The following is a 7,555-nucleotide window of genomic DNA, read 5'->3' as shown; positions in this document are numbered from 1 at the left end:
CGGAGAAGGTGATTTGATCCATGGCAGCACTGAATCCTATGCAGTTGACGATAGCCGTATTATCACTGATGGCAGTGACTTTTTCAGAGCTTCCCTAACCCTCGTAAGGCTAATAAGGGACGATTTAATTAAGGACGATAGCCGTTTCTACGATGAGAGATGTGACTCGATAGTTGTTTGAGGTGGCATTTTTGCGGTAGGTCTGCAACGTGCATAACAATACTCAAGCAGGCACAAAGCTATCTACTTCCATCCGAGCAACGCAATTTAGTGTATTGATTGCTCTTATTCAGCGCCGACCCGAACGGCCTCTACGAAATGGCTCTTTGTTGTAATGTTCAGAACTCATCTTCATTAATTAATCGGAACACCATTCTCTTGGCATGGCTAAGATCACTCTTAGCCAGCACGTACCAATCGTACACTTCGCTTCCTGGCAACATTTCCTGACCCACTGCACAGCGATCCCGCTCGTAACGAAACCTTGTACCCGCTGGCGATTGCCATTCGACAACGTTTTCACCATTAAAAACCGGGTTCAAATCACTTATTTTTCGTATAGCCATCGTAGCCAGCCACCTGAAGTATATTTATCTTTCTTAATTTATTGATTTGGTTCACTTTAACGCTAATCGCCGACAGGTTGCACGTGGTACTTGAAGGCCAAAAGGAGCCGATAGAATCACGACCTAGCGCCAGACGGGCAATAGGTGGCTTGAGCAGTACCTGGCCAAAACCACACGGCTGGTTGAATATGATAAATTTATAGATAACCGCGACGAGCGTAGATTATCCAACTACGGTCGGCCTGGATGCCGTTATTTAAACGAGGCTGTCTCAAAGATAATCACCCTCGTTTCGGAAATTTTTATCTTAACGAAACAAGTCATAATGCGAACCCTAAACACCGAAGGAGAGTCTAGACATGCCATCTTTATCGCCTGATGCTTTGGCTATACTTCTCCCTCTCGGCATTCTTTTCTCCGCTCTACTCATGTTCGGAGCCGGCCTTGTATGGGCCCGCTACCGCGATTACCAGAACGAAAGGCAAGATCGAGAAAAGTTAATTCAAACTATTTTGGACCAGATCGAACCTTGGGCAGGCTCTCGATCCTCCGCCTGGGCATGGTATCAAACATATCCCATTTCGGCCCTCGGTGGACAGACAGCCCAGCAACTAGCCGCTCAAGGAAAAGCTTACGAGGTAATCGCGTACATAGCCCATATTCGCCAGGGCGGATATGCTTAACCCGGCCTATCGCTTGTTTTACGTTTTATGTAGCTTTCAGTACGCGTAACCACTGAGTAATACCGGATAGTCCCGTTTGTATAGCGATGGTAGGAATCAGACCGTCGCTAACCGGCCAATAGAAGACTTTCAGATATTTCGCATATATGCCTAAATATTATATTAAATCAGATAACCCAACGACCACTATCTCATCTAATTCTGTAGACGGTTTCCCCATCAATGTAGCGACGCTGATGGCAAAGGCCCCTAACGCTCAGGAGAGCGCTAGGGGCCACTGCTTTAGAGAACCTTATTCAGCTCCCCATAGTCCCCTCCAACACGCAACATCACGGTCACGTCGTTATCATTGCGATTACGAAAGAACCAACCGTGGTTACCGGTGAACGCGGCTTCCAGTTCACCCTCATCTTCGGGCACGCCGCGTCCTTTCTCATAGCTAATCGAGTTGCCATTTCCGTCACCGTGTGTGTCGAAATTAAGTGGCCCCCCATCGGAAGCCCAAGCGAATGTCGCGACAGCGCCTTCTTCCATCGTCAGCTTGTACTCGGTGCCCTCGCCCGGTGTGAGGGTGAAGCTCACTTCATCGCCCCATGTGGCAGCTTCTTCAGTTGCCTGGGAGGCTGCCTCCTCAGCGGCCAAAGCGTCAGCAAGCGCTAAGCTAGCCTCGGGCTGCACCATCTCTTGGTCAGATACCGAGGAGGCTACTTGCTCCGGCTCTACATCTGATGCTTGTTGAGCAGCAGTGTTTGCAGCCGTGGGCTGGTTATCACTTGCTGATTCTTGAGGTGCAGTGGGTTGTGATGCCTGCATGGCAGCGGCTTCGTCATTAGCCTGGTCAAGCTCGGCCTCCTCGGCCAGTTGGGCCTTGATTTCACCCATCTCGGTCAGCCCCAACAAGCGGCCCGCGCCGGTGGGGTCGATGGCATACTCTGCGGGCAGCACCACGGTGACCAACAGGGCAATAGCTATTACCGCCGCCAGCAACGTAGATCGAAGTAATTTACCCGTCGAAGGTAACTCAGCACGGGTAGGAAGATCGGTATTGTACATTTGGGTCTCTCCTGAATTAGGCGATGAAATAGCCGGTGAGCTGATAACCGACCAGCATAAAGCCAGCGCACATCATGGCGACGTTAGCGGTATAGGCGTGGCGTAAGAAGCCATTGGTGCTTCGCCAGAACCCCATCACGATAAGGATGGCACTTAGGGCCAGTAGCTGGCCGATCTCTACCCCAACGTTGAACGCCAGGAGATTGGGGACCAATCCATCAGAAGAGATATCGTACTCAATGATCTTGCTCGACAATCCAAAGCCATGGAACAGGCCGAAGACCAACGTCGCCACCTTGGTATTGGGCTGAAAGCCGAACCAGCGCTGATAAGCACCGATGTTATCGAGTGCCTTGTAGACAACGGAGAGACCGATGATGGCATCGATGAGGTAGCTATTGATGCCGATATTAAAGTACACCCCCAGCAGCATGGTCGTAGAGTGACCGATGGCGAAGAGGCTGACGTAGATGGCGATATGCTGCATTCGATAGAGGAAAAAGATCACCCCTAGCAAAAACAGGATGTGGTCATACCCCGTCACCATGTGCTTGGCACCGAGATAGCCGAATGAGATCAGGTGAACGCCATAGATCTCCTGGATGTACCCTTTGTCGCCTTCAGCAACGGCGTGGGCAAGGGCTTCACCACTGGCTCCCAGGAGCATCACCAGCAGTGTGAAAAGGGTCAGCGCGTGGCGTCGGGCCAAAACAGGCAAGCCGAACGCACCCCCTAGTTGGGATGGAAACATAAAACCTCCACGGGTTTGTCATTAAGTGTTGGCCGTCCAGTGGACGGCCCCAGTCATCCAGCGATGACCGGCCGTGGAGGACGCTCCAAGCGGTAGACACGACGCAGCGGTAGGCCGCTGCGTTCGCCTAGCCGCAGGGCGTCGCGGAAGTTCGGCTCGACGGCAATGCCCGTCCCAGGCCGATCCGCTTTTTCGTGAAAGTGACTGCCACTCTCATTATGGAGGTGGCGACTATCTTCGTGCTCGTGGCCATGGGTATGCCCATGGCCCTTCTGCACATTCTCATGGAGAGACAACTCAACGCTAACCATGCTCGCCGCCCCATGCGCACGCGCCTCACCCACACTGGTGATTACCAGGCTAGGCAGGAACAGCAACAGAAAGGTCAGATAGCCAAGGCGGTGGCGCAGCCGATTGAGCATGTAGAGCAACCAGGATAAAAGTAAAAATCATAAAAATAGATAACCGTCTGCCTTGAACCATAGCGTTGGCAGAATAACGGCGATAGATTACCATCCCCTCCGGGGGGATAGGAATATAATAAGGGAAAAGAAAATGACAATGCATACTCACCAGTCACATCCCGATATCGTCAAGCGCCTGAACCGCGCTCGGGGGCACCTTTCGAGTGTGACCCAGATGGTAGAGGATGGACGCCACTGTCTGGACATCGCTCAACAACTCCATGCGGTAGAAAAAGCCATTCAGCAAGCTAAACGCACCTTAGTGCTGGATCACATCGACCACTGCCTAGACGAAGCCCTGGGTATTCAGAATCAAACGCAACGGGCACGGGCTGAAGAGTTCAAGACGATTGCACGCTACCTGTAAGCGCTTTTAGGCACCCCTCATTTGAGGAAGTTCTATGCTCGATGTACTCGCCCACCGCGTCTACCGCCATCTCTTTCTAGCGCAGGTCATTGCACTGATCGGCACTGGCCTGACCACGGTTGCTCTGGCGTTGCTGGCTCACGATCTTGCTGAAGGTCAGGCGGGCGTCGTGCTAGGCACGGCGCTGGCGATCAAGATGGTCGCTTACGTGGGCATTGCCCCTTTGGTCGGCGCTTATGCATCACGCCTGCCTCGGCGCACCTTATTGGTTAGCCTGGACTTGCTGCGTGCAGCCGTGGTTTGCGCACTGCCTTTTGTTACCGAAGTGTGGCAGATCTATGTGCTGATCTTTCTGCTCAATGCTTGTTCAGCTGGCTTTACGCCCGTTTTCCAGGCGATGATCCCTGACATTCTCGAAGACGAAGAGCAGTACACACGAGCATTGTCCCTGTCGCGTCTCGCCTATGATTTAGAGAACCTTCTTAGCCCGATGGCGGCGGCGGCATTGCTGATGGTGATGGGTTTTGATGTCCTGTTTGTAATCAATGCTCTGGCCTTCGTTATCTCTGCCGCCCTGGTTATATCGGTGATCCTGCCTGCGTCTCACCCCCTAGAGGAAGCCCCCGGCGTCTGGCGTCGCGTTACTCATGGTATGCGGATTTACCTGAAGACGCCCCGGTTGCGCGGGCTACTGGCGTTGAACCTGGCTGTTTCAGCCGCCGGGGCCATGCAGATCGTCAACACGGTGGTACTCGTACGCTCGGTGTTGAATTTGGGCGAGAAAGAAGTCGCACTGGCCTTTGCCGCCGCAGGCGGGGGCTCCATGCTAATAGCCTTACTGCTGCCCAAGGTGCTGGAACGGGTGTCCGAGCGGCCAGTCATGCTGCTGGGTGGCGTTATGATGGCACTCAGCCTCTACCTGGGCTGGCTGGGCCCATCGTTTGCGGGGCTTGTCGGGCTATGGTTACTGCTGGGCGCTGGGGCCTCGTTGGTCATGACCCCCACCGGGCGCCTGCTCAAACGTTCATGCCAGCCGGAGGAGCGTCCAGCGCTGTTTGCTGCCCAGTTCTCGTTGTCACACAGCTGTTGGCTAGTCACCTATCCGTTGGCAGGCTGGCTGGGAGTGAACCGGGGACTGACGGGTACGTTCGCTTTGCTGGGAACGGTGGCCCTGGCGGCAACGGGGCTCGCGGCCCTTATCTGGCACGCACATGACCCGATGGCTCTTGAGCACGAGCACGCTGCCCAAAGTCACACCCACCTGCACTACCACGATGAACATCATCAGCACGAACATGAGGGATGGGAGGGGCCGGAACCTCATCGCCATTCCCACCATCATTCCCCAGGCTCACATGGGCACGTCTTTGTTATCGATGACCACCATTCCCATTGGCCATCGTAAAACGAGTAAGGACGCGGGCTTGGGAAATAAACGTGGGATGCGAACTGCCAATCTTACTAACGCGGGTATACAACATGCTCACCTTTTATTAAGGCGTAATATTAATAGGAGGTTTTTGCGCAAAGTAAGCTTTAACAGGCTTGCTAGTGTGGCAATGTGTAGGTGTAAAGAAAACGACGCAATCTTATTTTTAGCTTACCGTAACGAATCGACCCGTAACGCACTAGCAAAGTAAATCCTAAGTTTAATACAGCGCTTTCGTTTTAGTAATGTATGACTTGAATGCGCCTGCTGTACTACAAGAGTCCGTTAGAACGGCGTGCAGACAGCAGGCGAGCTTTTATCACCCTACTAAAGGGTCATAAATGGCTCATCTTCCTGGCCTGTAAACGTGTACACATTGTAAGGGCTTTCTTGTGGCCCCGGCATACCCGGTGTGCCAATGGGCATACCCGCCAAACCGATACCGTCAATATCGGGTTGTTCCTCAAACAGCGCCTGCACGGCTTCCATTGGAACGTGGCCTTCGATCCAATACTCGCCCATCTCAATGGTATGGCATGAACCCAGGCCATAGGGCACGCCTGCCTGCTGCTTAATATCACCCAGCTCTACATCGTCAATAATCGTCACTTCTACGCCGAGCTCTTCAAGATGGCGTGCATAAGCGTCACAGCAGCCGCACTGGGGGTTTTTATACAATGTTGCCTCTGGCGGTAACGCCGCCTGGGCGGAGACCGCCCCAAGCAGCATGGAACCAGAGAGTAAAAGCTTGGTGCTCATATGTTGCATTATTTTCAACTCCTTAGCGTGAACGACTGAAGAGGTACTTGGCCAGCGAAGCGATCGCCAAGCCAATTAATAACAGCATGGCCAGGGGCATCAACCAGCCTAGCCACCCCATTGACCCCATAAAAGCAAAACATTCCGCGTTCATCATGCCATCACTCCTAAAAAAAGAGGCAATCGCCAAGGCTTATTGCGGGCCATGGTGGCTGGGCATGCTTCCTCTCATCTGTTCACGCTGCTCATCGGTCAGTAAGTCCTGCATCTGATTATGCATGCGCACGTTATCAGCCATCATATCGCCATGAAGGTTGGCCATTTGAGCATGCAGCGCCTTTATTTCCTCTGGTTCAGGGCGTTCAGTCTGCATGGTTTGCATCATGTCGTCGCGCAGGTTCATCAATTCGCCCATCCGCTCAAGCTGGGCCGCGCGGTGTTCTTGGCGCATCTCACGCATGGTACTCATCTGCTGCTCGTCGAGCATACCGCCAATGCCGGACATACTCCCCATGCCTTCCATCATTGGACAAGGCATCATCCCGCTTTGCCCTCCCATCATCATTCCTGGGTACATGCCTTCTTGACTGCCCATCATCATGCCCGAACCCATACCGACTTGGCCGTCCATCATATTGCCCTGACCTTGGGCGCCTTGGCTCATACCTTGAGCGAAGATGGCGCTGCTGGGGACACTGAGGCTTGCAGCCAGACCAATGGCAAAGATCATCTTGTGCTTAACCATGATATTTCCTCTTATCATGTTGCTGGTCGAGACATCGCCTTATCCATTAAAAATGGAAGAAGGCGGAGTTAGCTTTCGTTATAAGCCTACAACCTATAGGTGGCCCAAAGGTAAAGGAGAAACCGATCCCAATACCTAAGTGTTGTCACAGATCATTTTTTCCGCCATTTTCAGCCCTGTTTCAGGTAGGTTGGCACGTTATAACACCGACTCATTTCCATGAAGAAAAGCACGACGCCATGCGCCTTGTTCGCCAAACAGGGCAGATGAACGATGTAAGAAGGCTCAGCCGAATCAGTTTTAGCGCCTCCGCGATGAAGTAACGGCATCCATTCAACCCTAAAAATATATAAGGATACGGTATGCAAAAGAAGACGAGTTCGCTCCCTATCATTCACGCTACCTTAGCAACGCTGTTGCTGTCGCTAGCAATCCCAGTGCTGGCCCATGAAGGGGGCGCAAGCACTTCGCCTAAGGATGGCGTCACCATTCAGGATTCCCCAGCAGAGATTGGCATCGAGTTTGGTGGCATGATGCGCATCACCCAGTTTGAAGTGACAGGCCCAAACGGCCCCGTTCCTCTTGATGGTCAGCCAGGCAGTGAACAGGTCGAACGCTACGTCGTGAAGCCCGGTGAAATTCTTTCGGCTGGGGACTACCAGGTGCACTGGCGCGGCCTATCGGATGACGGACACATGATGTCCGACGGTTTTAACTTCTCGGTCGAGCCCTGACCCG

The 7,555-nt window shown here is 52.9% G+C and carries 12 protein-coding genes; 5 read left to right on the top strand and 7 right to left on the bottom strand.

The features are described 5' to 3' along the window. A partial coding sequence (locus tag HALA3H3_RS27395; protein WP_238326085.1) for a hypothetical protein occupies window positions 1-181 on the top strand: 181 nt, incomplete at its 5' end. 157 nt (window positions 182-338) lie between these two features. On the opposite strand, the gene HALA3H3_RS13935 is transcribed toward HALA3H3_RS27395, so the two are convergent. Further along, a complete protein-coding gene (locus HALA3H3_RS13935) occupies window positions 339-566 on the bottom strand; it encodes a hypothetical protein (protein ID WP_022522212.1) in 228 nt (75 codons plus the stop codon). 359 nt (window positions 567-925) lie between these two features. On the opposite strand from HALA3H3_RS13935, the gene HALA3H3_RS13930 reads away from it, so the two are divergent. After that, a complete protein-coding gene (locus HALA3H3_RS13930) occupies window positions 926-1,249 on the top strand; it encodes a hypothetical protein (RefSeq protein WP_053856994.1) in 324 nt (107 codons plus the stop codon). 282 nt (window positions 1,250-1,531) lie between these two features. On the opposite strand, the gene HALA3H3_RS13925 is transcribed toward HALA3H3_RS13930, so the two are convergent. The 3 genes from HALA3H3_RS13925 to HALA3H3_RS13915 are packed head-to-tail and all read right to left on the bottom strand — an operon-like array spanning window position 1,532 to window position 3,475. Beyond that, window positions 1,532-2,302 carry a hypothetical protein gene (locus tag HALA3H3_RS13925; RefSeq protein ID WP_022522210.1) on the bottom strand — a complete coding sequence of 257 codons (771 nt, stop codon included), beginning with the start codon at window positions 2,300-2,302 and terminating at the stop codon, window positions 1,532-1,534. 16 nt (window positions 2,303-2,318) lie between these two features. After that, window positions 2,319-3,053, bottom strand: coding sequence for a HupE/UreJ family protein (locus HALA3H3_RS13920; RefSeq protein WP_022522209.1), 735 nt, complete (start codon window positions 3,051-3,053; stop codon window positions 2,319-2,321). A 53-nt stretch (window positions 3,054-3,106) separates the two neighbouring features. Then, a complete protein-coding gene (locus HALA3H3_RS13915; protein WP_022522208.1) occupies window positions 3,107-3,475 on the bottom strand; it encodes a hypothetical protein in 369 nt (122 codons plus the stop codon). Between the two features lie 133 nt (window positions 3,476-3,608). Here HALA3H3_RS13915 and HALA3H3_RS13910 point away from each other — a divergent pair, with 133 nt between their 5' ends. Together HALA3H3_RS13910 and HALA3H3_RS13905 are read left to right on the top strand one after the other, a co-directional pair. Then, window positions 3,609-3,884 carry a metal-sensing transcriptional repressor gene (locus tag HALA3H3_RS13910; protein ID WP_022522207.1) on the top strand — a complete coding sequence of 92 codons (276 nt, stop codon included), beginning with the start codon at window positions 3,609-3,611 and terminating at the stop codon, window positions 3,882-3,884. Between the two features lie 34 nt (window positions 3,885-3,918). Continuing rightward, window positions 3,919-5,289 carry an MFS transporter gene (locus tag HALA3H3_RS13905; RefSeq protein WP_022522206.1) on the top strand — a complete coding sequence of 457 codons (1,371 nt, stop codon included), beginning with the start codon at window positions 3,919-3,921 and terminating at the stop codon, window positions 5,287-5,289. A gap of 351 nt (window positions 5,290-5,640) precedes the next feature. Here the strand turns inward: HALA3H3_RS13905 and HALA3H3_RS13900 are convergent, their stop codons facing one another. From HALA3H3_RS13900 to HALA3H3_RS13895, 3 genes are read right to left on the bottom strand one after another with little or no spacing between them, the layout of a single operon-like run. Further along, window positions 5,641-6,081, bottom strand: coding sequence for a DUF411 domain-containing protein (locus tag HALA3H3_RS13900; RefSeq protein WP_008957442.1), 441 nt, complete (start codon window positions 6,079-6,081; stop codon window positions 5,641-5,643). A gap of 13 nt (window positions 6,082-6,094) precedes the next feature. Continuing rightward, window positions 6,095-6,229 (bottom strand): hypothetical protein, encoded by a 135-nt coding sequence (locus HALA3H3_RS27650; protein ID WP_008957443.1) that lies wholly within the window; start codon window positions 6,227-6,229, stop codon window positions 6,095-6,097. A gap of 36 nt (window positions 6,230-6,265) precedes the next feature. Next, complete coding sequence (locus HALA3H3_RS13895) at window positions 6,266-6,817, bottom strand: hypothetical protein (RefSeq protein WP_008957444.1); 552 nt, start codon at window positions 6,815-6,817, stop codon at window positions 6,266-6,268. 362 nt (window positions 6,818-7,179) lie between these two features. Here HALA3H3_RS13895 and HALA3H3_RS13890 point away from each other — a divergent pair, with 362 nt between their 5' ends. Beyond that, window positions 7,180-7,551: a copper resistance CopC family protein gene (locus HALA3H3_RS13890; protein WP_008957445.1), complete on the top strand. Its 372-nt coding sequence runs from the start codon at window positions 7,180-7,182 to the stop codon at window positions 7,549-7,551. The last annotated feature ends 4 nt before the right edge of the window (window positions 7,552-7,555 follow it).

The sequence above is a fragment of the Halomonas sp. A3H3 genome, assembly GCF_000982975.1.
In the GTDB taxonomy this organism is placed as follows: domain Bacteria; phylum Pseudomonadota; class Gammaproteobacteria; order Pseudomonadales; family Halomonadaceae; genus Vreelandella; species Vreelandella titanicae.
This window is presented reverse-complemented; position numbering and strand designations above follow the sequence as displayed.